This window comes from Serratia sp. AKBS12 (assembly GCF_024793895.1).
In the GTDB taxonomy this organism is placed as follows: domain Bacteria; phylum Pseudomonadota; class Gammaproteobacteria; order Enterobacterales; family Enterobacteriaceae; genus Serratia_F.
In genome coordinates, this window is record NZ_JANUSB010000002.1 from 377923 (window position 1) to 402613 (window position 24691).

Genomic DNA, 24691 nt, shown 5'->3' on the forward strand with positions numbered 1-24691 from the left:
TGAAACTGCGGGTAAAAAGGGATGAGACAAAGTCTGGCGCAACTAAGACTTTTTCCTGGTTAACGCGGGGTTTGTTGCAAAACTGTGGGCAAGTTAACAATTACGCGCGTGCCGCGCTGCGACATCAGCGTCAGCTCGCCGCCGAGGGCATGGACGCGCTCGCGCATCCCCTGGATACCGAAACCGGGCATGTTCTGCGTGCCGATGCCAACGCCGTCGTCGTTCACCTCCAGATGCAAGAACGCCTCCTGCTGGTACAGCACGATGTTCACCGCGCTGGCGTTGGCGTGCTTACTGACGTTATTCAACAGCTCTTGCAGCAGCCGATAAAGGGTAAGTACCAGCGTGTCGTTTTGCGGTGGCGCCGGCAGCCGGTAGTCAAAATGGCAGCGGATACCGCGTTCGGCGAAGGCAAACTCACCCACCAGATGGCGCAGCGCGTCCTCGAAGGAGAGTTGATCCAGCACCGGCGGGCGCAGCTGGCGCAGCAACTGGCGGGTGGAATGGTGAATGCGCCGCGCCAACTCGTTGATTTGGCCGGCGGCGTCAACCGACTGCGGGCTGCTGGCCGTGCGTTTAATCAGCTGCGATTGAATCTGAATGGCGGTGATGTTCTGGCCGATCTCGTCATGCAGTTCGCGAGCCAGCTGCTTGCGGGTGTCTTCTTCGGTATGGATCAGCTGTTCCGTCAGCGCCCGGCGCGCCTGCAACTCCCCTTCCAGCCGGTGGCGATAATGATCCAGATTCAGCGCCAGATGTTGCTGGCGGCTAATGGCGATCCCCAGGCCGATGCCCAACAGCGACTGGGTCGCAAGGAAGATCTCCAGCTCCAGCAGATCGCTGAACCCGACGCCGATTTGCCGGGCAACGGTGATAGTGATGCTGCCCAACAGCCCGGAGAGCACCCCGCCCTGCCAGCCGAACTTCCACGCCATGATCACATTGGGCAAAAACACCACGATTAACAACAGGCGTTCCAGCGCTGGCGACAGCGCCATCTGGGTGGCGATGCCGATGATAAAGAACAGGCTGCACCAGATCAGCAGCGACGCCCGCAGCGGCGGGTTGCTGGTGTCCAGACCGAGTAAATGGTAACGGTGCTGCTGGCGTAAGAATTCAAACATCAGGTAGACAAAGGGTGTCAGCAATACGCCGCCGGTAAACGACGCCAGGGCCAATAGCGTCAGCGAACTGGACAGCCACGGCGCCAGCACCACGGTCTGCAGCAGGGCATTTGCCGTCACCGCCATCAGCAGCAGCGACAGCCGCTGCCAATACAGAGGGAAGCGGTGCCAATAACGCTGCACCGCAAACGCCGGCAACAGAGCCAGCGGCGGCGAGAGCAGCATGACGCAGGCGCTCAGCAACTGTTCATGATACAGCCAGATAATCATGCCCAGCGGCGGCAGCAACAGCGCCGGCCAAAAGCGACGCGACAGCAAAATCAGCATCGCCAGATACACGCCCTGCGGCAGAAACAGCGCCGCCTGCTGGCCGTTGCCGGTCAGATAAAAGCTGAGCGTCCACAGCATCAGCCAGCCGGTGCCCCAGGCAAACAGAATGAACAGCGACAGCAGCGCATGCCGTAAACGACGCTTCATTAATGCCCCGTCAGCAACTGGTGTTGCAACGCAAAATGCACCAGTTCGATGGTGCTGCTGCACTGCAGTTTGCCGAGCACGTTAGCGCGGTGGACATGAACCGTTTTGTGGCTGAGTTCTAGCTGATAGGCAATTCCCTTGACGCTTTCGCCCTGGACCAGCAGATAAAACACTTCCCGCTCACGCGGGGTTAGCGCCGCCAGCACGTTGGCGTCCTGCTGGCCGCCACGCAGGGCCTTGACCGCGTCGGCGCACAGATAATGCCCCCCCAGTCCGACCGAGCGCACCGCCTGCACCAGCTCCTCGGGGCCGCAGCGTTTGGTCAGGTAGCCGCTGGCGCCGCTATCGAGGGCACTTTGCACAAACGCCGGGGTATCGTAAATGCTGAGGATAATGGCGCGAAATGCCGGCCGCTGTTGGCGCAGACGCTTGAGCAGGCTCAGACCGTTTTCATCGGGCATCGCCACGTCCAGCACCACCACATCAATGTCATCATTAAGCAGCGAAGGCCAGGCCTGCGCCGCCGAGCCGTATTGACCTGCCACCATGATATCGTGTTCCAGCCCCAACAGCTGGGCAAAACCAGAGCGTACAACCACGTGGTCGTCTACCAGAGCCACTTTAATCATTAGCGGATACCCTTACCTGAAATCACTCCATGATGCCCACTGCGCGCACGCTGGCAATGGCGAAAGGATGGTTATGCAATCAATGTAACAAAATCGTCATAAATATCGCCCGCTCCCCCATATGGCTCTTTTGCAACAACATGGCGGCCAGCCAGGCGGCGGTGTTGCCCGCCTGAACCCCAGCGTTTATTCGGGCTCAAGGCGCGCGCGCGATCGGCCTGGGAAATTGGCGACGATGGTTAACGCTGGCGCTCGTTATGGGCTAATCAACCACCAAAATGCCTGTTGCCGGATTTATATAAATATCCAGCTTGAAAATTGTGACCCATCTCTAGGATAAATTTTAACCATTAGCTATTTTTTAGATTCCCTATCACACGCAGAGAATCTTGTAATGAACCATAAATCGTTTTATCGGCTCATTGCTGTAGGCGGTCTGTACTCTTGGTACAATCTCGATCCACGCCTCTCTAACGACTTCCCGCGCTAATTCTTTCTGCTGTTCCCTATCTGATAAAAATTAACTGAACGCTGCGTTCGGTGGTTATTTGCTGCGCCTTTTCCATAAGGGGCAAATAACCGCTGCGCAGCGTGGGAAGCTATTGGAGAAGATAAGATGAAGCGTATTCCCGAGCCGTTCCGCATTAAAATGGTCGAAAACATCCGCATGACCACCTACGACGATCGCGTGAAAGCCCTGGCAGAGGCGGGTTACAACCCGTTTCTGCTGAAAAGTGAGGATGTGTATATCGATCTGTTGACCGATTCCGGTACCGGCGCAATGAGCGACCGCCAGTGGTCGGGGATGATGATCGGTGATGAAGCCTATGCCGGCTCACGCAACTATTACCATTTGTGCGACACCGTGAAAGAGCTGATTGGCTACCCGTATACCATTCCCACCCACCAGGGGCGCGGTGCCGAGCAGATCCTGTTCCCGAGCCTGATTGCCCGCCGCAACGCGGCGCAGCCGGTGTTTATTTCCAACTTCCACTTTGACACCACCGCGGCCCACGTCGAAATGAACGGCGCCAAGGCCATTAACGTGGTGACGCCAAAAGCCTTTGACACCACCTCCTGGGACGCCTGGAAAGGCAACTTTGATATCGACCGGTTGAATGCCACCATCGCCGAATATGGCGCGGAGAACGTGGTGGCCATCGTCACCACCGTGACCTGCAACAGCACCGGCGGCCAGCCCGTTTCCATCGCCAATATGCGCGAGGTGTATCAGATTGCCCAGCGCAACAACATTCCGGTGGTGATCGACTCCGCCCGCTTCTGCGAGAACGCCTGGTTTATCAAGCAGCGCGAACCGGGATACGCCGATAAATCGGTTAAACAGATCGTCCGCGAGATGTACCAGTATGGCGATATGCTCACCATGTCGGCGAAGAAAGATGCGATGGTCAACATTGGTGGCTTGTGCTGCTTCCGCGCCGACGAACAGCTGTTCAACGAGGTGCGTATCCGCTGCGTGCCGATGGAAGGATTTGTCACCTACGGCGGCCTGGCGGGACGCGATATGGAAGCGCTGGCTATCGGGCTGGAAGAAGGCACCAACGAAGAGTTCCTCGCCTACCGCATTAACCAGGTGGAATACCTCGGTGAACGCCTGCGCGCAGGCGGTATCCCGATTCAGTATCCGACCGGCGGCCACGCGGTGTTTGTCGACGCAAAATTGCTGCTGCCGCATATTGCGCCGGAAGCGTTCCCGGCGCATGCGCTGAACAATGAGCTGTATCTGGAAGCGGGGATCCGCAGCGTGGAAATCGGCTCGCTGTTGCTTGGGCGCGATCCGCAAACCGGCAAACAAAAGCCGTCGCAAATGGAGCTGCTGCGCCTGACCATCCCACGCCGCGTATACACCAACGACCATATGGACTATATCGCCGATGCGCTGATTGCAGTCAAAGCGCGCGCCTCCAGCCTGAAAGGACTGACCTTCACCTATGAACCACCGGTACTGCGCCACTTTGTGGCACGGCTGAAACCACTGCCATAAGCCCGGCCATCGCGCTCCGTTCAGCGGAGCGCGATGTTATACGATGCTGCGCATCGGTATCCGGCACCGGTTGGGAGCCACGGGAGATGCTGGCGCATGCTCAATCCCCGCCATCCGTACCGCAGGCTATGGATGGCTGAAGTCCAACCTGGCTCACATTTTTTTGGCTTATATATACCCATAACAAAAACAGGTGTTATCATTCACCCCGTAAATACCTTTCAACTCAATCCGAGGCTTTGATGCTGGAGAATGTAATCATCCGATAATCAGCTTACCGACCTTATCAGGCCGGACTGATTATCAATGCGCTGAAATCGAATGCGGGCACCGCTGTGTGTTTGCAGGTTTTGCACATGATGATTAAACAGGTTCTTCAGTATGAATTTATCCCGTCAGGAACAACGTACCTTACACGTTCTCGCCAAAGGTGGCCGAATCGCGCACGTTCGCGATGCATCAGGCCGCGTTACCGCCGTTGAATGCTACACCCGCGAAGGGCTGCTGCTCAGCGACTGCACGCTTGCCGTATTCAAAAAACTCAAAACCAAAAAGCTGATCAAGTCCGTCAATGGACAACCTTACCGCATCAATGCCAGCGGGCTGAGCAACGTTCGCGCCCAGTTGGATAACCGCTAAGGAGAGAATGATGTCTACCAACCCCCGCCTTTATGCTGCCGACCCCGGCTACGGCCAGCCGGCACCGGCATGCCGTAGCAACCATGGCGAGAGAAGCGCACTGATTAATCTACGCACTAAAAGGAATTAACCTATGGATATCCCACGTATTTTTACCATTAGCGAAAGCGCACACCGCATCCATAATCCGTTCACGCCAGAGAAGTACGCCACGCTTGGCCGCGCGTTACGCATGGAACCGGGCTGGCGAATTCTCGATCTCGGCAGCGGCTCGGGCGAGATGCTCTGCACCTGGGCACGCGATTATGGCATCACCGGTGTCGGTATCGACATGAGCCAGTTATTCAGCCAACAGGCAAAAATGCGCGCGCAACGGCTCGGCGTCAGCGATCGGGTTAGCTTCATCCACAACGATGCCACAGGCTACGTCGCCGAAGAAAAATGCGACATAGCGGCCTGCGTCGGTGCCAGCTGGATCGCAGGCGGCGTCGCCGGCACGCTCGAACTGCTGAACCGCAGCCTGAAACCGGGCGGGATACTGCTTCTCGGTGAACCTTACTGGCGCCAGTTACCCCCAACAGAAAACGTGGCCCAAGCGTGCGGTGCTACATCACTGGCCGACTTTTTTTCGTTGCCGGAGCTGGTTGGTTACTTCGACCAACTTGATTATGACGTTGTGGAAATGGTACTGGCGGATCAGGAAGGCTGGGACAGGTACGAGGCGGCCAAGTGGCTGACCCTGCGCCGCTGGTTGCAGCAACACCCCGACGATCTGGCCGTGGATGAAATCCGGGCACATCTGACCGCCTGGCCAAAACGTCACGTGCTGTACACCCGTGAATATGTAGGATGGGGAGTATTCGCACTGATGGCACGCTAGGCGGGATCGTGACGCCCGTCGCCGCGCTACCGTTTGAATCAGATTGTTTGATATTGACCGAGAAAACCGGTCGCCCCCTACCGGGGGCGACTTCAACAAAAAACCGGCCGCAGCCGGTTTGAATACGTTTTACGCAATCTCATCAGCGCCGGCGCTGGCGAGGAGGCGCAATCAGCCAAGCCCTGCCTTTCCGTCAATCTTGCCGGTGGCCTCTTGGATCCGGTTTACCTCGGCGCGATTTTCTACCCAATAGTCGGCCCGCTTGATGCCGAGTTTTTCTGGGTGAAACACCGGGTCAATCCCGTCGGCCAACTGCTTTTCATAGTCCTTCAGACAGGTGAAGGCGGTATTGCGCAGCAGCAGGATGGCAACGATGTTCAGCCAGGCCATCAGCCCCACACCGATATCCCCCAGGCCCCACGCCAGATCGGCGGTTTTCACCGTGCCATACACCGCAGAAGCCATCAGACCGATCTTCAGTACGAAGGTCAGCCATGGGCGATGGATCTTGCGGTTGAGGTAGGCGATATTGGTTTCGGCAATGTAGTAGTAGGCAACGATGGTGGTGAAGGCGAAGAAGAACAGCGCAATGGCGACAAAGTAACTGCCGAAGCCGGGCATCATGCTTTCCATTGCGGTTTGCACATAGCCAGGCCCTGCGGCAATGCCGGCCACCCCGGTGTACAGTGCGGCACCGTCTGGCCCCTGTACGTTATACAACCCGGTAATCAGCAACATGAAACCGGTAGCAGAACAGACGAACAGCGTGTCGATATACACCGAGAACGCCTGCACCAGCCCCTGCTTGGCCGGGTGACTGACCGCCGCGGCAGAAGACGCATGCGGACCGGTACCCTGAGCCGCTTCGTTGGAGTACACGCCGCGCTTGACCCCCCACATAATCGCCAGCCCGAGGATCGCGCCAAACCCGGCGTCGAGACCAAACGCGCTTTTCCACACCAGCAGGATAACGCCCGGCAGCTGCTCAATGTTGAGAGCCACTATCACGCAGGCGACGATGATATAGCCCAGCGCCATAAACGGCACCACGGTACCGGCAAAGTTGGCAATGCGCTTAACCCCGCCGAAGATGATGAACCCCAGCAGCATCGCCAGCAGCGCGGCCGTCACGTTCGGGCTGATGCCAAACGCGATGTCCAGACTTGCGCCGATCGAGTTGGCCTGCACGCCCGGCAGCAATACCCCACAGGAAAAGATGGTGACGATGGCAAAAATCCAGGCATACCACTTCATGCCGAGACCTTTTTCGATATAGAACGCCGGACCGCCGCGGTATTCGCCATCAAGCTTTTCTTTATAAACCTGGCCCAATGTCGATTCCACAAACGCCGAGCTGGCGCCGAGGAAGGCAACCATCCACATCCAGAACAGCGCCCCTGGACCACCGAAGGTGATAGCGGTAGCGACCCCGGCAATGTTGCCGGTCCCGACCCGCCCTGCCAGCGTCATGGACAACGCCTGGAAGGACGACACCCCGGCGTCGTTAGCCTTGCCCTGAAATATCAGACGAACCATTCCCTTCAGATGTCGCAGCTGCAAAAAGCGGCTGCGCAGAGAAAAATACAGCCCGGTTCCCAAGCACAGGTAGATGAGCGCCTGGCTCCAAATCACGCCGTTGACGGCATTGACAAATTCATTCATGCAATCCAACCCCTTCGTTGATGCCCCGATCGGTACGCAGTAGATCTGCCTGACTCCGGGCAACTGCCTATATTCGCCGTCTAGCGTGAGAGTTAACTTACGTGGATCGTTTTAGTTACATATCGCAACTAATTTCACATACATTTAACCTTTCGTAAACCCCTGGGAATCACAAGTACAACAGCAAGCCTGTGGCGCGCTTAGCAAATTTGGAATTTGGTTGGGGTTGGGGTTGGGGTTGGGGTTGGGGTTGGGGTTTGAGCTGGTAGATATTAGCTAATAGTGGCTATGTGGGGCCAAGAGCCACGTTGGGTGGCAGAGTATGCCAAGAGTGAGTCTCCCGCACGTATGCTGCCATCAGCGGAGCGGGGTCAGTCCAACTATAGGGCAGGGATCGTCTAGCGGAGCGGGGTCAGTCCATACCTTCAATCTGAGAGCACGTTGAGCAATAACGGGCGACATGGTCGCCCGTTTCAGATTACACGCCAGGTGTGACCGAGGTTGATGAAGTGGATAGTGAATGTTGCTCCATTTTGATCGGCGCCGTTTCCCGGGTATGAAATGCAACCCACGTCGAGACAACGCCCAGTAAGGAAAACATCACCGCCGGCCCAATCCAGCCGACCATGCCATAGAGTCCCGTCGCGATAAAGGGCAGCAGTCCAGCCACTACCGAGGCTCCATTGTACCCAAGAGAAATACCGGAGGAACGCACATTAGCCGGGAACTGCTCGGAAAACCAGCTGGACTCCACCGCAAAAATGGGATCATGACTGAACAGCAGCGACATCGCCACGGCAACAATCACCATCATTACCGCGCCGGTATTAATCAGCATAAACATCGGTATACCGAAAAGGATGGTAAAAACAGCACCAATAAGGAAGACGGGGCGGCGACCAATTCTGTCACTTAGCGCACCGAACAGAAGATGGCTGCCCAGCCCGAGCGCCGAACCAATCAGCGTCCCCAAGAGTACATGACGCGTATCGGTGATATCCGCCAGCAGCACATAGGACAACATAAAACTCGTGGTAATGTAGTAACCGCCGGTCTCCGCCAAGCGTAACCCCATGATTTTGAGAACGGTACGCCAGTCACGGCGAATGACTTCCAGCGCCGGTTGCTGCATAATCTGCTTGTCTGCCTTGGCTCTTTCAAACTCCGGCGATTCCGCAACCTGCATACGAATGAAGATACCGATCGCCACCATCACAAACGAGATTAGAAACGGCATACGCCAGACCCAGTCACCTTCAAATAGTGCTTCGGAAAGCAAGAAGGTTCCGTTCGCCAGCAGCAAACCCAGTGGGATACCGAGTTGCGGCACTGCGCCATAAAAGCCACGTTTCTTCGCTGGCGCATGCTCAAACGCCATCAATACAGCGCCGCCCCATTCTGCACCAAAGCCTATCCCCTGGATCATGCGTAATAAAATCAATAAAATCGGAGCCATCACGCCTACTTGTTCATAGGTTGGCAGCGCTCCAATTAACACCGTTGCCCCTCCCATCCCCAGCAGCGACCAGAACAACACCGCTTTTCGGCCATAACGATCGCCAAAATGACCCGCAAGATAGCCGCCTAACGGCCGCATCAGGAAACCGACCGCCAAGGTAGCAAAAGCGGCAAGAATGCCAACAATAGGCTCTTGCGTATGAAAAAAAATCTTGCCGAACCAGGCGGCCGCGGCCGTGCCGTAGATGAAGAAATCGTAGCTCTCTACCGCTGAGCCAATCATTGAAGCGAAAGAGACCTTCGCAGCATTACTACGGGTATTTGCAGGTACAGAAGTCTTATTCATGTTTTACCCCGGTATTATTAAATGTATCGGGAAGCTGTGGCAGAGCTGTTTTATTTTGCAGGATTGCTCCAGGTCTCAATCACTCTGCTGTCATCACATTGTCCCAAACCGGCTTTCGCCGCCGCCAGATATCGGGCATGAGCAATCTGTAACAGCGGAACCTCAGCGTGACAGGAGGTTGCCGCTTCTGCCACCAGACCGCTATCTTTCACAAAAATATTGATGGCACTGGAAACATCAACATCCGTCCCCTCCAGCATTCGCGGACCGCGATCTGACAACATCCATGAGCCGGCGGCGCCGCGTTCAACCAGCTTTAATACCTGTGCGGGATCTAACTTCAGCATCTGTGCCAGATTCAGCGCCTCCGCCGCCGCCACGATATGGATTGAACAAAGATGTTGATTAATCACTTTTATTCCCTGGCCTTCACCGACCTCGCTCCCTACGATGGATACCGATCCCATTGATGCGAGCACCGGTTCTACCTTGGCAATGGCTGCTGGCGTACCTGATGCAAAAATGACTAATTCTCCGGTACTGGCACGGGCGGTTCCTCCCGTAACAGGTGCATCAATGACCCTGGCGCCAGCCGCAATCAGTTGGGATGCAGCTTCTCGTACTGCCTGAGGTCCTACGGTGGACATAATCACCCAGTGTTGCCCGGCGGCCTGCGGCAGGGCTTCAGCGACCAGATCCTGTAACTGTTGAGGCGTGGCCACCATCACCACGACCACATCCGCTGCTGGGGCTTGCGTAATACTGCTTACCGCTTCAATGCCTTGTGCCTGCGCCCGCTGACGCGACGCTTCAATCACATCCACGCCTAAAACCGCATGCCCTGCGCGCTTTATCTGGCAAGCCATTGGCAGGCCAATCGCCCCGGTACCGACAAAAATAACCTTCATGCTTTTCTCCTTCCGCACACTTACGCCAGCCAGGCGCGGATCGCGCTGACCATGGTTTTCGTGGAAATGCCGTAGCGGTCGTGCAGTGTCGGCAGAGCGCCGGCGTCAAGAAAACGATCGGGTAGACCGATATGACGAAATACCGGCATTATCTGAGCATGCATCAATGTCGTGGCAATACTCTCACCTAACCCCCCCACCAGGCTGTGGTTCTCCATCACGACCACCAGACGTCCCTCACGGCGGCACTGAGCGATTACCGTTTCGCTGTCCAGTGGTTTAATGGTTGGCACATGCAATACCGCAACATCAACATTATCTGCCGCCAGAGCTTTGGCAGTTTCCAGTGCACGCATGGTCATGATGCCGCTGGAGATCAGCAGGACATCGCGACCATCACGCAGTAATTTGGCTTTGCCCAGTTCAAACTGGTAATCATATTCGTCTAACACTAACGGCACTTTGCCACGTAGAAGACGCATATAAACTGGTCCCTGATGGTCGGCAATCGCAGCGACCGCCTGTTCGGTATCCAGTGCATCGCAAGGATCAACAATGGTCATGCCGGGAATAGCCCGCATCAGGGCAATATCCTCCGTTGCCTGGTGGCTTGGGCCGTAGCCTGTGGTTAATCCCGGTAACGCCGCACAAATCTTCACGTTTAACTGCTCTTCCGCAATGATCTGGTGAATAAAATCGTAAGCACGACGGGTGGCGAACACCGCATAGGTGGTAGCGAAGGCCGTCATACCCTCTTTGGCCATACCACCGGCGGCTCCCATCAGTAGTTGTTCCGCCATCCCCAGCTGGAAATGCCGCTCCGGATAAGCCTGTGCAAAAATATGCAAATCCGTGTATTTCGACAGATCGGCAGTCAATCCGACGATATTGGGGCGGGTTGCAGCTGCTTTGACCAGGGCGTGACCAAATGGCGCAGCAACCGTGGGCTGCCCTTCGGCAGCAATTGACGCAATCATTGCTGAAGTGGTTAAACGTGGTTTCTTCTCTACGATTTCGCTACTCATTGTCTGTTCTCCTGCGCCTGATCGAGAATAGCGATGGCCTGCTGCCATTCTTCAGCTTCTACCCGAATAAAATGGTTTTTTTCACGAGCCTCCAAGAACGGCACGCCTTTACCCATCAAAGTATCGAGCAATATGACGCGCGGCTTTGGCTCTCTTAACGCCCGCGCCTGGTCAAAGGCCTGCTTTACAGCAGCAATATCGTGGCCATCGACGCGCTGAACGTACCAGCCAAAGGACTGCCACTTGTCTACAAGCGGTTCGAATCCCATTATCTTGCCGGACGGGCCATCCGCCTGCTGCTGGTTGATATCGACCAGCACAATCAGATTGCCGAGTTGGTGGTGTGCCGCGCCCATCGCTGCTTCCCAGGTGGCGCCTTCATCCAGTTCACCATCAGACATCGAGTTGTACACAAACGCGGGATTGCCTTTACGCTGTAGCGCCAGCGCCATACCGACCCCGATGCTCAGACCCAGCCCGAGTGAGCCACCGGAGATTTCCATCCCTGGCGTGTAAGTGGCCATTCCGGACATCGGCAAGCGACTGTCATCGGCACCATAGGTTTCGAGCTCCTCCCTGGGGATCACACCGGCTTCGATTAATGCCGCATACAGTGCAATAGCGTAGTGCCCATGTGACAGCAAAAAGCGATCGCGGCCTTCCCACGCAGGCTCATCAGCGCGGTAATTCAGCGCATGACACCAGGCGACGGCCAACATATCGGCCAGGCCCAGTGCCTGTCCGATGTAGCCCTGGCCCTGTACTTCACCCATTTGCAGTGCGTAGCGACGAATGCGATATGCATGCTGCTCCAGGCGTTCGGTGGTGGTTACTTCAGGTTCTGTCATAGTCGTCATATGTGTTCCCGAATGAAGAGAAAAGTAACAACGTTGGCAAGCCGTCAGCTAATCTGTCATGGTGAAAGATGTAACGTATTCATGTGCCATATTCATCGGCTTACCCTTTAGCAGAGGTTACCTAGCCTGTTCAGGCCATGACAAAAGCAAAAAATACATAATCAGTTGAGAAAAATTCACAAATGACGCTATTGAGAAAAGCCCCGCTTTCGCTGTTGCGGGCATTTGAAGCTGCCGGCCGAACGGGGGCTTTCACCGCGGCGGCAAAAGAGCTGGATTTGTCACCCAGTGCCATTAGCCATGCGATCCGTAAACTGGAAGAAGTTCTTGATACGCGTCTGTTTCAGCGCAGTACGCGTGAAGTAATTCTGACTAAGGAAGGCAACGTGTTGCTGGAACACGTCCAGCGAGGATTTGATGAAATGCAGCGCGGGCTCACGCTGGTTACGGCCGATGAATCACGACCGCTGCGGTTGCACACCGCTCCCAGTTTTGCCCATCAATGGTTACTGCCGCGCCTTGGTCATTTTATTCGGGCACATCCACAAATCGATTTGCGTTTATCGGCCAGCACGGAGTACGCGCGCTTTGAGCAGGATGACTTCGATCTGGATATTGTGTATGGCGAGCCGCGCCCCTCGCCCTATGAAAAAATTCCGCTGGCGGTAGAAGAGCTTACACCGCTCTGCTCACCGGCCATTGCCGCACATATCCAGCGACCAGAAGATCTCTACCATCAGTCGCTTATCCAATGCGATGTGCAGCTTTATCAATGGAAAGGCTGGTTTGAGGCCAATAATCTTACGGCACCTCGTCATTATGGTTTGCGTTTTGACCGCAGCTTCATGGCAATTTCAGCAGCCGTCGATGGGCTGGGTGTGGTCCTGGAATCCAAGCTATTGGCAGAGCGTGAGCTGGCAAGTGGTCGCCTGGTGTGTCCATTAATTGAGACAACCCAGGAAATTCACTACATTGGCCACTACCTGGTGTTTCCCCGCCACCAGCATCGTCACTTCGCCCTGGACAGTTTTAAAGAGTGGCTGCTCTCCCAGCTCAATCAGGCCCAGCTACGGTGATTGATGACGATCACAAAATATTTCTGGCGAACAAAAACAGGCCGCGCAATGTAACCCGTTTTTTGTGAGCTTGTTCAATGCAAAGTGACGTAAGTGTAATCTTGCTGTGTATGAGATCGGTAAATGTTAAATCATAAATGCTGTCTACAGACCGAATGCCTGCCTCCCTATCCGACAAGATCCAGATGGATGGATCCGTAAAGCGTTGCCGATGGAATGTTTACCCCGCAAAAGTGTGTAAGTATCCCGTTTTAGCTCCACGCACTTTTTGAGTGCTCCGCTTCATTGATTTTTCCGCCTGAAAAAGGTACGTTTTCGCCTTAATTCCAGCGTGGACATGCCAGCATTATGCCGATTATTCAGTCTGTTGAACGCGCGTTGCAGATCCTCGACCTGTTTAACGAGCAGGCCACCGAGCTTAAGATCACCGACATCAGCAAACTGATGGGGCTGAGCAAGAGTACCCTCCACTCGCTGCTGAAAACCCTGCAGCTTCACGGCTATATCGATCAGAACCCGGAAAACGGTAAATATCGTCTCGGCATGAAGCTGGTTGAGCGCGGCCATTTTGTGGTGGGTTCGATGGACATTCGTCAGCAGGCCAAAGGTTGGCTGACGGAGCTGTCGCAGCGTACCGGGCAGACCACCCATCTGGGGATCCTGGACGGGCGCGAAGGCGTTTATATCGAGAAGATTGAAGGCAAGCTGGCGGCTATCGCCTATTCGCGCATTGGCCGTCGGCTGCCGGTTCATGCCACCGCCATCGGCAAGGTGTTGATTGCCTGGCTTGGCGAGGCTGAGTTGAATGCCCTGCTTGAGGGCTATCAGTACACCACCTATACCCCTTCCACCCTCGCCTCCCGCGACGCGTTGCTGGATGCCCTCGCAAGGACCCGCGAGCAGGGTTACGCCCTTGACCGCGAAGAGAACGAGCAGGGCGTGCGCTGCGTGGCGGTACCGGTGTGGAACCATGAATCTCGCGTGATTGCCGCCCTGAGTCTGTCGACGCTGACCTCACGGGTGGATGACGCCGAACTGTCCCGCTTTCGCGAGCAGCTTCAGCTGGCCGGGCTCCAGCTCTCACGCGCGCTGGGTTACCCGGCCTGAGCCGCTATTTCGCGAGCGGTTGGTAGGTGAAGTAATCAAAGTCAGCGTGGCAGCCGTCACCGCTGATGTCTTCGCAGTGCAGGCCGACAAACGCGCCGGTAAAGAAGCCGCGCCCGCCGATGTAGTCATCCGACAGTTTCCACGCGTCATAGGTGACCGGCACGGCGTGCCACGCCTCACCGTCAAACGAGTAGCTGTAGCGGTAGACAAGGGTATCGACGTCAACCCGTAGCCAGATGCTCTCCGCACTGTCCGGCACCGGGATCGGCTGTTCATGCAGCGGCCATGACGGCACGTTGTGGTCGAGCTGGATCACTTTGATTGTTCTGCCCTGCCCCTCCTCGTAATCCACAAAACAGTAGCTCCAGTTTTTACTGTTGTAGTAGCAGGTCAGCCCGGCGCTCTGCTGGAAGTGAACCGGCGAGAACTGCATGCGCGTCTCTGCCCGGAACGTGAAGTGCTGCCAGCGGCGTGCCACGGTCGACTGGGTAAAGGTCGAGTTGAGCGAGTCGTTGCCGTAAAGGCGCAAATACCCTGGACGCACGCTGAGCGAGCCGAGGGTGTCGTCGTACGGAACGCGCAGGGTTTGCAGTTCCGGGTCGAGTGCGCTGCCGTCAAAATCCTCCCGCCAGCTGTCCCGGGAGACGGCGGGCTGTTCCGTCATCTGCGGGCCGGGAACGGTTAGCTGCGCGTGTTTGCCGCCCTCGACATACGGCCAGCCGTCGCGCCATTCGATGCGCGCAATGCCGGTCTCGCGTCCCAGCGGGCAGTAGCCGCGCCCGCCCGAGGCCAGCAGCGGTATGCCCGGCAAGCGCAGCGGCCGGCTGGTGAGGTAGGCCATATACCACTCCCCGGTGTGGGTCTGCAGCAGCGAGCCGTGGCCGCTCTTTTGCAGCGGGTTCTCCGGCAGATGCCAGCTGGTCATCATCGTCACGTCCGGATGCAGTTCATACGGCCCGTCAATGGTTTTTGAGCGCAGCACCACCACCGCGTGTTCATAGCTGGTGCCGCCTTCGGCCACCATCAGGTAGTACCAGCCCGCGTGGCGATAAAGGTGCGCCCCTTCGGTGTAGCAGAGCGGCGTGCCGGTAAACAGGGTTTTGCGCTCGGGCGAGAGGCTGCCGGTCTGCGGATCAAACTCCTGCATCACGATGGTGTTATGCGGGTTGCTGTGATGACGCGGCCCCCACGGGCGATAGAGGTAATATTTGCGGCCATCGTCGTCGTGAAACAGCGACGGGTCGAACCCGCCGTTGCCCATCGGGATCGGTTCGCTCCACGGCCCCTCGATGGAGGGCGCAGTAACCAGGAAATTACGGCCATTTTTCCACGGCGAGTCGACAATTTTCACGTCGGTATAAAGCAGCCAGAATTGGCCATCGGCGTAGCTCAGGCACGGCGCCCAGATGCCACCAGAGTCCGGGTTGCCCTTCATGTCCAGCATCGACACCCTGTCCAGCGGCGTGCTGACCAGCGACCAGTTCTTTAAGTCACGGGAGTGGTAGATGCGCACGCCCGGAAACCATTCAAAGGTCGAGGTGGCGATATAGTAATCCTCCCCCTGACGGCACAGGGACGGGTCCGGGTTGAAGCCGGTGAGGATCGGGTTCGTTATCATTGTCATGTTGCCTCCTGTTAATGGGATGCGGCTGCCGCAGCGTCGGGCATGGCGTCACCCTGCGTTGCGCGGTGCTTGATCAGCTGCTGGCTGATGGCCGCCACGCGGGCGTCGGTGAGTTTGTAAAACGACAGCATGATGAACATGCCCGCGTAGAGCACCACCGGCACCACGCAGAACAGAATTTTGATGGTGGTCAGCACTTCGACCGGCTGCACGCTGCTGCTGGCGGAGTAGTTCACATACGCGAGGATCCAGCCCACCACCGCGCCGCCAATTGCCAGTCCGATCTTCAGGCTGAACAGGTAGGTGGAGAACACCAGCCCGTCGAGGCGTCGCCCGCTGCGACTCTCCTCGTAATCCACCACGTCAGAAGCCATCAGCCACTGCAGTGGAGTGGTGGTGTTAAAGACAAACAGGAACAGAATGTTAAGGGCGAAAATCAGGGCGATGTGTTCGGTCGGGATGAAAAAAATCAGCAGGCTGATCAGGGAGTACGCCACGATAATCCACTTGAAGGCGGTAACCCGGTCAAAGCGCCCCAGCAGGCGGGATGAGCAGAGCGAACCAAACATGGTGGCGAGACTGCCGTAAAGCAGAAACTGCGTCGCCAGCTCCGGGTGATCCATGACGTATTTAACGAAGTAGAGCGTTGCCCCGCCGCGGACCACGTTGGAGCAGGTCGCCATCATCTTGAACGCACACATAATGCGCCACTGGGTGTTACCAAACAGAAGCTTGAGGTCTTTCGACACCGACGACCCCGGCTGCACCTCAAAGGTGTAACGCTCTTTGGTGGTAAAGAAACAGACGTAGAGCAGAACCACGCCAATGAGCCCCAGCACGCACATGGCCCCAAAATAGCCGACCTGTTCATCCCCTTTACCAATGATGCTCACCAGCGGCAGCGCAATGCCACTGATGGCAAGCGATCCCACCGCCGCAAGGAAAAAGCGCCAGGACTGCAGCGCATGACGCTCTTTCGGATCTGCGGTGATGACGCCCGGCATGGCGCAGTAAGGGACGTTAACGAAGGTGTAGACCAGGGTCAGCAGAATGTAGGTTATGCAGGCGTAGATGATTTTACCCTGCGCGGAGAAGTCCGGCGTGTAGAAGGTCAGCACGCAGACAATACCGAACGGGATCGCCCCCCACAGCAGGAACGGGCGGAACTGGCCGTGACGGGTGCGGGTGCGGTCAACCAGCAGCCCCATCAGCGGATCGGTGACGGCATCCAGCACGCGGGAAACTAAAAACAGCGTCCCCATAATGCCCGCCGACAGGCCAAACACGTCGGTATAGAAATAGGCCAGCAGGAACATGGTGGCCTGCCAGACAAAGCCGCAGGCGGTGTCACCCAGCCCGTAGCCAATTTTATCTTTCATGGTTAATTGCATCATTACCCCCAACGGCAGTACGTGGAACAGTGCAAACGCCAGGGTCCTGATTCGGGCAAATAAATACCCGGTGCATCATCAGGAATACACCCTTATTTCGTGTGCTGAATTCACAACATCGTATTAATAGAGTGTAATTAAGTGTTCAATTAATCGACAATGGTCATATCTTATTTATGAATTATGATATTTTGCTTTTGTGACGCTACTCGATATCTTGAAATAATTTAAATATGTTGTTTTTCATGCAATTAAAATATTCAACCAACAATAAAAAATAGACATGCAAAAGCCGTCCACGGAATATTTTCCGTAGACGACAAAAGCAATAAATATAATTAAAGCCCGAGCGCTTTTTTACCGGCGTTAATTACCTCGATGATTTTATCGGTGTCATAAATACACCCTTTCCAGGTGCCGCCGCTCACCGACTGCAGAGCCGCCCACAGGCGGGTATCGTCCGGCAAAAACGCGTGGGCGCCCAGGTCAGGATGCAGCTGACGCGCCGCCAGTACGCGCGCGCCTTCTTCCGGCGTCAGCGGCTGCTCTGCCGTGCCGATAAAGTTGACGCTACCCGTCAAGGTCAGGCGGTCGACACCGATCTCGATGATATCGTTGTCGCGCAGTTTGCCGATGGGGCCACCTGCCAGCGCTTCCGGCGACACATGGCCGAAGCACGCCCCGGTCGATACTCCCGAGAAGCGCGCATCGGTGATCAGCGATACCGTCTTGCCCCACGAGATATGTTTCAGCGCGGAGGTCAGCTGGTAGGTCTCTTCCATGCCGGTGCCGGACGGGCCTCCGCCAATCACCACCATAATATCGCCCTGCCGGATCGCTTCCTGCTTGATGGCCTTGATGGCCTGCGCTTCAGAGACAAACACCCGCGCCCGGCCGGTATGGCGGTAAACGCCATCGTCCCCCACAACGGACGGGTCGATCGCCGTGGCTTTGATCACCGAGCCTTCGGGTGCGATATTGCCGGTCGGGAAGCAGACCGTCGAGGTCAGCCCTTTCGCGCGGGCGCGTTCAGGCGGCAGGATCACGTCATCCGGATCAACGCCGTCCTGCTCGCGCAGGCACTGACGAAAACGCGCCCGACGCTCCGAGTTTTCCCACCAGTCGAGGTTCTCCCCGACCGTCTGACCGGTAACGGTCATGACATCTTCATGCAGCAGTCCCAGATCGCGCAGATGGAGCATTACCTCCGGCACGCCGCCCGCAAGGAAGGCGCGCACCGTCGGGTGGTAGTCCGGGCCGTTTGGCAGCACGCTCACCAGACGCGGAATCTTACGGTTGATGCGCGTCCAGTGTGCCACATCCGGGATGGTGCAGCCCGCCGCGTGAGCAATCGCCGGGATGTGCAGCAGCAGGTTGGTGGAGCCACCAAACGCCGCGTGAAGCACCATGGCGTTTTCAATGGCTTTGTCGGTCAGGATATCGCGGGTCGTGATCCCGCGGTTATCCAGCTCGCTCACCGCCCGCGCAGACTGGCGGGCAATCTCCAGCCATACGGCCTGCCCGGACGGGGCCAGCGCGGAGTGCGGCAGCGCCAGACCCAGTGCTTCTGCCACTACCTGTGACGTTCCCGCGGTGCCGAGGAACTGGCAGCCGCCCCCGGGTGATGCGCAGGCGCGGCAACCCAGCTCGGCGGCCTCCTGCAACGATAGCTCATGGTTAGCGAAACGCGCGCCAATAGTCTGTACCTTGCCGGCATCTTCCCCCACGGTCGGCGGCAGCGTCGCGCCCCCCGGCACCAGAATGGTCGGCAAGTTATGCATGGAGGCCAGCGCAATCATGGTCGCGGGCAGCCCTTTATCGCAGGTTGCCACGCCGATCACCGCGCGCCGCGTCGGCAGGGAGCGGATCAGACGGCGAAACACGATCGCCGCGTCATTACGGTACGGCAGGGAGTCGAACATGCCGTGGGTGCCCTGAGAGCGCCCGTCGCACGGATCGCTGACGAAGGCCGCAAACGGGATCCCACCATTGCGGGTGATCTCCTTTGCCGCCGCCTGCATCTGCATGCCAATCTCCCAGTGCCCGGTGTGATAGCCCAGCGCAACAGGTCGGCCGTCCCCGGCGCGAATGCCGCCTTGAGTACCGATAATCAGCACCTCTTTGCCGGTCAGCTTGTTGGCGTCCCAGCCCATACCGGCGTTTTGCGTCATGCCAAACAGGTTACCGCTGGGGGATTCCATCAGCATTTGCGGCGTCAGCGGCAGTGCCCCCTGCGGCCCGGCCGCGTGGGTGATGACGGCATAAAACGCATCATCCTGTGGGGTAAAAATTTTCTCAATGGTCATCGTCGTCTTCCGGCTCAGCAGAGCTTGAGCTGTTGCAACAGGATTTTCAGCTGCGCCTTACGCGGCTCATCCAGCGGCGACGCGGGCGGCAGCACGTACGTGGAGATCCGCCGGCCGCACAGCACTATCGCCTCTTTAATGACGTTCACAAACGGCGTATCGAGCTGATACATCTGCGGTATTTGCAGCAGGATCTGGTGGTATTCGGCCGCCTTCGCCATCTCCTGGTCACGCCAGGCCTTCAGCAGATTCACCGACACCTGCGGGGCAAAGTTACCGCTGGCCGAGATCGCGCCATCGCCACCAAGCAGCAGGGTATTAAACAGGTGATCGTCATAGCCACACAGCACCGTGAAGTGCGGATGGGCAGATTTGACGGTGTGGATCATGCTGCGCAGATGGGCGACGGAGTCGATCGTGTCTTTGATGCCGACAATATTGCTCCGCGAGTCGGCCAGGGTTTTGACCAGCGCCGGGGTCAGATCCTGCCCGGTCAGCGCCGGAAAGTTATACAGCATAACCGGCAGCGTGACGCTGTCTGCCACCTGTTGAAAGTAGCGGATCAGATTCGCTTCAGACACTTTCCAGTAGTACGGGTTGATCACCACGATCCCGTCGGCGCCGGCCTGCTGCGCATGCTGGCTCAGTTCAATGGTTTCCCGGGCGTTGGTGCCACCGGTGCCAATCAGAACCGGCACCCGGCGATCGACATGTTCGATAGCAAACCGGGCTATGGTTTTACGCTCTTCGGCGTTTAGCTGGGAGAACTCACCGCCGCTGCCCAAAAAGAACAGGCCATCGACGCCCGCGGCGATCAGATCGTCGATCAACGCGGCGGTGCCGTGTTTATCAAGCTGCCCATCGGCGGTAAAGATGGTGGAGACAGGGGGAATGATTCCCGTGAACAACGCGGTCTGCGGCATGAGATCTCCTTGCTGAATCATTTTGTTCTACATTATAGAACAGCGTTCACTAATTTAACGATCATACTATGACGCAGAAAAAGCGCAGGTAAATGGGAGACGATGAGGGAGTGTGGAAAATATAAGCTGGATCACATAATGACCGGGTGCGGACTGATGCCCTCACCCTAACCCTCTCCCACAGGAAGAGGGTACGATTCACCCTTCTCTTACGGTGTCAGGGGCTTACCCCACCAGCATTTTCACCACCACCTTACGCACCTGCGCAGGCGCACCCACCGCGCACAGCGGCTTATGCACTTCGCCCGGGTAGAACACCACAAAATCACCTTCGCTTAACACCACCGTTTTCTCCTGCTCGCCCTCGGGCAAAAACGCGATGTCTTTATCCGCCAGCCAGTCGGTGTCCGGCGTACCGTGCGGCAGGGTACTGAAGGTCATGCCCTCCTGGCCTTCCATGACTATCTGAATATCCAGATAGCGGGCGTGAAACTCAGCGCGGCGCTCGGCAAACGGCTGGGTCATATCTTCTGACACCAGATAAAACAGGTTGTTGCCGTTGATGTCGTGTTTGCCGCAGGGGGTAGCGCCGGTGACGTGAGCTTTGACGTGTTCGATAGCCTGACGCAGTTCTTCAGGTAGCCAGGACTGCAGATGATGGATGTTGCCAACGATCATAGATAAATCCTCAATATAAAACACCGTTTCATTTTAATCTTTTATACGAGAATTCAGTCTGCCCTACCACCGGTTTTTCGATGAGTTTTGCGCCAGCGCATGTTTAGCGGAAATGTGTTACTTCATTGTTAATCGCTCATAGGCATTTATGCAGCCTTTATGCATAACCTCGGCCATCCGCTTTCAGCCTGTAATGCTAACTTACCGATCGTATGTGCTTCACAGCAAAAGTTTCCGTGACTTCACACTTTATCATTTTGGTAATTTGCTATTAAATCCCATAATTATTTATTGATTTTTCTTAACTAAAAAACAGTTAATGGGTAATAGTGCACAGTCATTCTGCACGCTATTTATCCCGCCTGCTTAAACTGCCACAGCAGCATCCGAGCCAGGCGGCATCACCGACAGGCTGCCAGGAGCAATAATGCAAAAGCTAACCTGAACGAGGAGGGTTTATGTTTTCTTACGTAATGCTGGGGACTAACGATCTGCCGCGTGCCATCAGGTTCTACGACCCGTTGATGGAATTGCTTGGGCACCCAAAGGCAGGCCGTAACGAAGAAGGCGCCTCCTGGGGGACATTTAATGACAACTCCACCACCGGGCTTTGCGTCGGTAGGCCCTTTGACAGACAGCGTGCCGGAGTGGGAAATGGCACGATGGTGGCGCTGAATGCCCGCTCGTTTGAACAGATACGGCAGTTGCACACGCTTGCGCTCAGCCTGGGCGGCACGGATGAAGGCGCGCCGGGGCACAGGCCGCAATACGGACAGGGTTTTCATAGCGCCTACGTACGCGATCCGGACGGGAATAAGCTCGCGTTTGTGTATTACGATTTTGCGCTCTGATATGTTCAGTTCCCGGCAACGCGAATTCCAGTAAGTCGCTGCTTTAGCTCGGCGATTCAATAAGGGAGCCCTTAACCCAGCAAAACCATACCTTCGCCGTCAATCAGCTTATAGGCTTTTGCTTCAGGCTTAGCTGTACGAACCTTCTCATCACTCAGAGCCATAACGGGCATCCTTTCGGGGGCTCTGTATGAGAAATTATCGAACCACAAGACACCCGTAATTATCTCCAGCGGCTTGCCTTAGGTAGCGTAAAAAATCAGGGAAAAACCGTACAGATACCAAACTCCAGACACAAAAAAACATCTGTCGGTGGCAAGGCCGGACTCGGACATAACGCATAACCGAATGATTTTATACAAAAAACCATTCTGTTATACCAGCGCGAAAATTCATTGATTTTCGGCATCGAACCAGGACGAGTGTGGCTTGGTTAAGATGCCGAACTCTGTTACTCGTTATCTTCCTCGACAGACTCTAGCGCATCAAGCGCGACTCGCACCATCGCAATAGAACCAATACGGATAAAAGCATCTTCCCCATCTATGTCGGTTAACTGATACCGCTCGGTTGATTCCGGCTCTGATTCAAGAATGTCAAAAAATGCATTCAACTGACCGATATCGCCATCACTTTCGTCCTCGGACTCATCTGGCTCACAGTAAAGCTCAATAACCGGACCACCATTCACCATGGTGATATGGACATTCCCATATCTTCCTTCATTTGCCTCACCATCCTCTTCTTCAGGAATAGGTGGAAAACCATCAAACAAGAATTGGTGGAAAATCACCTCTCGGGCATTTAAAGCATAACGATGCTGTTCAGAGTCGAAAACAAAGAAATGCTCATAATCAGGCGCTGTTCTTTCCTGAAAGTATGAGTAAAAACGACGCTTATCAGCCGGGGAAATAGGTAACAGCAAATAATCTTGCTGCCCTCGTAACCAGAGTTTCACCGTCCAAATGCAGCCATCCATTTCAATACCATTAGCAGCAATTTTTTCCAGCTCCTCGTCGCTACGGCTAGTCTGATTGCGCAATTTTTTCAGCAAGTTATCACTTTCAGGAAAAACTGCCTTCAGTGGTTTATTTAAGACAGCGCTTATCGCTTGCGCCAGCCCTAACTTGGCCGCAACTTTTCCTGTCTCGATACGTTGGATCTGTTGTTGGCTGGTACCAACCATATCCGCCAATTCACGCTGAGTGATTGATAGTTGAGTACGAAGTTCTTTAATTTTGTTTTGCATGATGCCCTCCCCACTTGCCAAGAAGTAATGATATCATTAAAACACAAAAGAGTGTAAGAAACACAAAAATGAGTTTTTCTTGTTGGTGAGAAATTCTCGCTAACGAAAAGAAAATCTTTTCATCGTTCTTCTTGGGTATGTCAGAGGATAACCTCCCATTTTTAACGGCGGTAATAAGTAGAATGGAAGGGGGACCATATGCCACTCTGTTAAAAAAATAGCCAAGCTTCAGGAACGACTGCCAACCCACGTTGAGTATTCTCCCGTCCATATTACACTTGTGACGGCCAGAAACAGCCCATCAGAAATGCGCGTCATTAAAACGCTCAGAAGCTGGGGAGTATAATGTCGATGAGGCTTTTTTCTCGGCGGTGTAGAGAAAACAAAAGTTCTAAAGGCGTTTAAGCCACACATTTTCTTTGACGATCAGGATGTGCATTTCATCGCGGCTGCAAAGGTTGTACCTTCTGGAAAAGTCCCTTATGCCGGTGACTCCGAACTTGCAGAACGTGAAGCATCGTGATTGTCCCTGACAAACCATTTAGTCATCAAGGCTGAATGGTTTATATACCACACGCAAAATAACTGCCCTACCCCAGTTCAATGCTCTCCTCTGAACACCTCTTTCCTGTGCCATTCCACAAACCGCTCGCGCGGATAATTTTCTTTAACCGATGGCAACGCAATCGCTTTTCCCGCAAAATCCCAGAACAGCCGCTGTACCACCCCACCACCATTCACCGCGTCGGAAACCATCACACGCATATTTTCATCCAAGCCAATCGAACCACGATCAAACGCTTTATGATGAATTACGCACAATGCCAGGCCATTAGGTACTTCACAAGGACCATGATGCTGCTTCCATCTGATATGGGCAGCTTCCAGAGCAATCGGCGCATTATCGTGGCGCATGTTGAAGCCGCAAATAGCGCACTGATAATTGTAAGCACGTAGCACCATCTGGCGGAACTTCGGATCGCGTTGACGAAGAGAGGTGCGAATATCAAAACCCATCTCGTCAGCGATGTCTTCCTGAATACTGGCCGGGAAATGCGCCTCCAGGAGCTGCTGCGCCAGCGTATCAATTAACCTATGATTTTTTGCCACCAACGCAAAATTGTCGGCATTAAATCCACCCGCGACATTATATTCGATGAGTTCACGTCGGGGCGGCTGGCGGCTACCATTGGTTGAACACAGTTCCGCGTTTTGTAGTTCCCAGAAGCCATCGCCCTTCAGACGCCAGAACGGCATGTCCGGGCGCTGGTCACGGCGCTGCGGTCCATAACGTTCCAGAAGATCCAACAGGGGCTCGTAGATTTCAGAACCATAGTTAAACAGGCGATCATGACCCTGCCGATAGCGTGAGAGGACGTGCAGCAGCAATAATGGCTTATGTGGCGCACGCTGTTCGCCTTTGCGCCAAATAGTAATATTTGATATCGCTTGCTTTAGGGTTTTGTCTGAGGTCAT

At 55.5% G+C, this 24691-nt stretch carries 21 protein-coding genes and 2 pseudogenes; 8 read left to right on the top strand and 15 right to left on the bottom strand.

Annotation, left to right across the window (positions count from 1 at the left end; all coding sequences use genetic code 11):
• Positions 1-59: 59 nt before the first annotated feature.
• Together NYE85_RS01720 and NYE85_RS01725 are read right to left on the bottom strand one after the other, a co-directional pair.
• The gene (locus NYE85_RS01720) at positions 60-1601 is read right to left on the bottom strand and encodes an MASE1 domain-containing protein (RefSeq protein ID WP_259002604.1); all 1542 of its coding nucleotides are present in this window, start codon (positions 1599-1601) and stop codon (positions 60-62) included.
• Positions 1601-2230, bottom strand: a complete 630-nt coding sequence (locus NYE85_RS01725; protein ID WP_259002605.1) for a response regulator transcription factor — start codon at positions 2228-2230, stop codon at positions 1601-1603. Before NYE85_RS01725 ends, NYE85_RS01720 begins: the two co-directional genes overlap by 1 nt.
• A 394-nt stretch (positions 2231-2624) precedes the next feature.
• Here NYE85_RS01725 and tnaC point away from each other — a divergent pair, with 394 nt between their 5' ends.
• The 4 genes from tnaC to NYE85_RS01745 all read left to right on the top strand — a co-directional run bounded on the left by tnaC (position 2625) and on the right by NYE85_RS01745 (position 5754).
• Complete coding sequence (tnaC, locus tag NYE85_RS01730; RefSeq protein ID WP_071586633.1) at positions 2625-2720, top strand: tryptophanase leader peptide; 96 nt, start codon at positions 2625-2627, stop codon at positions 2718-2720.
• A gap of 126 nt (positions 2721-2846) precedes the next feature.
• Entirely contained in the window at positions 2847-4235 is a 1389-nt protein-coding gene (gene tnaA, locus NYE85_RS01735) for a tryptophanase (protein ID WP_259002606.1), read from the top strand.
• 381 nt (positions 4236-4616) lie between these two features.
• Positions 4617-4874 (top strand): YjhX family toxin, encoded by a 258-nt coding sequence (locus NYE85_RS01740; RefSeq protein ID WP_259002607.1) that lies wholly within the window; start codon positions 4617-4619, stop codon positions 4872-4874.
• A gap of 133 nt (positions 4875-5007) precedes the next feature.
• Positions 5008-5754 carry a cyclopropane-fatty-acyl-phospholipid synthase family protein gene (locus NYE85_RS01745; RefSeq protein ID WP_259002608.1) on the top strand — a complete coding sequence of 249 codons (747 nt, stop codon included), beginning with the start codon at positions 5008-5010 and terminating at the stop codon, positions 5752-5754.
• A 171-nt stretch (positions 5755-5925) separates the two neighbouring features.
• On the opposite strand, the gene NYE85_RS01750 is transcribed toward NYE85_RS01745, so the two are convergent.
• The 5 genes from NYE85_RS01750 to NYE85_RS01770 form a co-directional block, all read right to left on the bottom strand.
• Positions 5926-7416 carry a sodium:alanine symporter family protein gene (locus tag NYE85_RS01750; RefSeq protein WP_259002609.1) on the bottom strand — a complete coding sequence of 497 codons (1491 nt, stop codon included), beginning with the start codon at positions 7414-7416 and terminating at the stop codon, positions 5926-5928.
• A 478-nt stretch (positions 7417-7894) separates the two neighbouring features.
• The gene (locus tag NYE85_RS01755) at positions 7895-9220 is read right to left on the bottom strand and encodes an MFS transporter (RefSeq protein WP_259002610.1); all 1326 of its coding nucleotides are present in this window, start codon (positions 9218-9220) and stop codon (positions 7895-7897) included.
• A gap of 50 nt (positions 9221-9270) precedes the next feature.
• Positions 9271-10128: an NAD(P)-dependent oxidoreductase gene (locus NYE85_RS01760; protein WP_259002611.1), complete on the bottom strand. Its 858-nt coding sequence runs from the start codon at positions 10126-10128 to the stop codon at positions 9271-9273.
• 20 nt (positions 10129-10148) lie between these two features.
• Positions 10149-11153, bottom strand: coding sequence for a transketolase family protein (locus NYE85_RS01765; RefSeq protein WP_405050650.1), 1005 nt, complete (start codon positions 11151-11153; stop codon positions 10149-10151).
• Positions 11150-12001, bottom strand: coding sequence for a transketolase (locus NYE85_RS01770; protein ID WP_259002796.1), 852 nt, complete (start codon positions 11999-12001; stop codon positions 11150-11152). The genes NYE85_RS01765 and NYE85_RS01770 overlap by 4 nt, the downstream gene beginning before the upstream one ends.
• A 191-nt stretch (positions 12002-12192) precedes the next feature.
• On the opposite strand from NYE85_RS01770, the gene NYE85_RS01775 reads away from it, so the two are divergent.
• Positions 12193-13086, top strand: coding sequence for a LysR substrate-binding domain-containing protein (locus NYE85_RS01775; RefSeq protein WP_259002612.1), 894 nt, complete (start codon positions 12193-12195; stop codon positions 13084-13086).
• A 348-nt stretch (positions 13087-13434) separates the two neighbouring features.
• On the top strand, positions 13435-14193 hold the full coding sequence (xynR, locus tag NYE85_RS01780; RefSeq protein WP_259002613.1) for a DNA-binding transcriptional repressor XynR: 759 nt from the start codon (positions 13435-13437) through the stop codon (positions 14191-14193).
• A 4-nt stretch (positions 14194-14197) separates the two neighbouring features.
• On the opposite strand, the gene NYE85_RS01785 is transcribed toward xynR, so the two are convergent.
• From NYE85_RS01785 to NYE85_RS01805, 5 genes are all read right to left on the bottom strand, one after another.
• Complete coding sequence (locus NYE85_RS01785; RefSeq protein ID WP_259002614.1) at positions 14198-15817, bottom strand: glycoside hydrolase family 43 protein; 1620 nt, start codon at positions 15815-15817, stop codon at positions 14198-14200.
• A gap of 11 nt (positions 15818-15828) precedes the next feature.
• Entirely contained in the window at positions 15829-17211 is a 1383-nt protein-coding gene (locus NYE85_RS01790; RefSeq protein WP_259002615.1) for an MFS transporter, read from the bottom strand.
• A gap of 335 nt (positions 17212-17546) precedes the next feature.
• Positions 17547-19514 carry a xylonate dehydratase YagF gene (gene yagF, locus NYE85_RS01795; protein WP_259002616.1) on the bottom strand — a complete coding sequence of 656 codons (1968 nt, stop codon included), beginning with the start codon at positions 19512-19514 and terminating at the stop codon, positions 17547-17549.
• 14 nt (positions 19515-19528) lie between these two features.
• Positions 19529-20437 carry a 2-keto-3-deoxygluconate aldolase gene (gene yagE, locus NYE85_RS01800; RefSeq protein ID WP_259002617.1) on the bottom strand — a complete coding sequence of 303 codons (909 nt, stop codon included), beginning with the start codon at positions 20435-20437 and terminating at the stop codon, positions 19529-19531.
• 225 nt (positions 20438-20662) lie between these two features.
• Complete coding sequence (locus NYE85_RS01805; protein ID WP_259002618.1) at positions 20663-21115, bottom strand: YhcH/YjgK/YiaL family protein; 453 nt, start codon at positions 21113-21115, stop codon at positions 20663-20665.
• A 458-nt stretch (positions 21116-21573) separates the two neighbouring features.
• Between NYE85_RS01805 and NYE85_RS01810 the strand changes: the two genes are divergently transcribed.
• Positions 21574-21966 (top strand): VOC family protein, encoded by a 393-nt coding sequence (locus tag NYE85_RS01810; protein ID WP_259002619.1) that lies wholly within the window; start codon positions 21574-21576, stop codon positions 21964-21966.
• 77 nt (positions 21967-22043) lie between these two features.
• Here the strand turns inward: NYE85_RS01810 and NYE85_RS01815 are convergent.
• Both NYE85_RS01815 and NYE85_RS01820 read right to left on the bottom strand, forming a co-directional pair.
• Positions 22044-22130: pseudogene (locus NYE85_RS01815) on the bottom strand (DUF4102 domain-containing protein); the annotation flags it as partial.
• A 287-nt stretch (positions 22131-22417) separates the two neighbouring features.
• Entirely contained in the window at positions 22418-23215 is a 798-nt protein-coding gene (locus NYE85_RS01820; RefSeq protein WP_259002620.1) for a helix-turn-helix transcriptional regulator, read from the bottom strand.
• A 238-nt stretch (positions 23216-23453) separates the two neighbouring features.
• On the opposite strand from NYE85_RS01820, the pseudogene NYE85_RS01825 reads away from it, so the two are divergent.
• Positions 23454-23738, top strand: a pseudogene (locus NYE85_RS01825) (5'-nucleotidase).
• Between the two features lie 77 nt (positions 23739-23815).
• Here the strand turns inward: NYE85_RS01825 and NYE85_RS01830 are convergent.
• Positions 23816-24691, bottom strand: a complete 876-nt coding sequence (locus NYE85_RS01830) for a phosphorothioated DNA-binding restriction endonuclease (RefSeq protein WP_259002621.1) — start codon at positions 24689-24691, stop codon at positions 23816-23818.